This is a genomic window from Lachnospira pectinoschiza, assembly GCF_020564355.1.
Lineage (GTDB): Bacteria > Bacillota > Clostridia > Lachnospirales > Lachnospiraceae > Lachnospira > Lachnospira intestinalis.
Genome location: NZ_JAJCRR010000017.1, coordinates 1 through 582, shown reverse-complemented (window position 1 = coordinate 582; position 582 = coordinate 1). Strand labels below are relative to the sequence as shown.

Genomic DNA, 582 nt, shown 5'->3' with positions numbered 1-582 from the left:
ATTCGGAGTAAAATAATGCTAACAACTTAATATTGTGAGTTAAATGGAAAATAAAATGAAAAAAATATTGTTTGGTTTTTTAGGCGTGCTTTTAATTTTAGATATTTGCTTTTTTTGGGAAAATATTAACTATACACAAAGGATTTACTTTGCACATGTGGAAGGGAAGGTAAAAGAGAAAACACTTAAGAATACTGCTGAGACGTTAGACGGTCAATATAATTATACGGTAAGGGGAGTCAGTTCTAAAGGAGATGTTAGAGAGCTTTATCTTCAAACGAAGCATGAAATCCATGCTGGAACTTATCTGGAAATTCATGCGAAAAATAAAAAGGATGCAACCAGCTGGAAAACAAGGCAAGAGTATGAAATTCCTCGAACAGCACTAAATAGGCTTGAGAAATAGTGGATTCTCCACATTTAATGAAGAGTGAAAATTGCTTTTTTAAGAAAATGTAAGTTGTAAAAATAACAGTAAAATAATTTTATAGAAGAAAAATAAATGAGGTATAAAATATGAAAAAAGTATTAGTGGGAATCGTGGCACTTGTATTAATTGTTGTCGGTGGAGGTTATGCTTGG

The 582-nt window shown here is 31.4% G+C and carries 1 protein-coding gene; it reads left to right on the top strand.

Going from position 1 to position 582, the window contains the following annotated elements; translation table 11 throughout:
* Positions 1 to 55: 55 nt before the first annotated feature.
* Positions 56 to 406 (top strand): YxeA family protein, encoded by a 351-nt coding sequence (locus LI288_RS14025; protein ID WP_227091064.1) that lies wholly within the window; start codon positions 56 to 58, stop codon positions 404 to 406.
* Positions 407 to 582 lie beyond the last annotated feature (176 nt).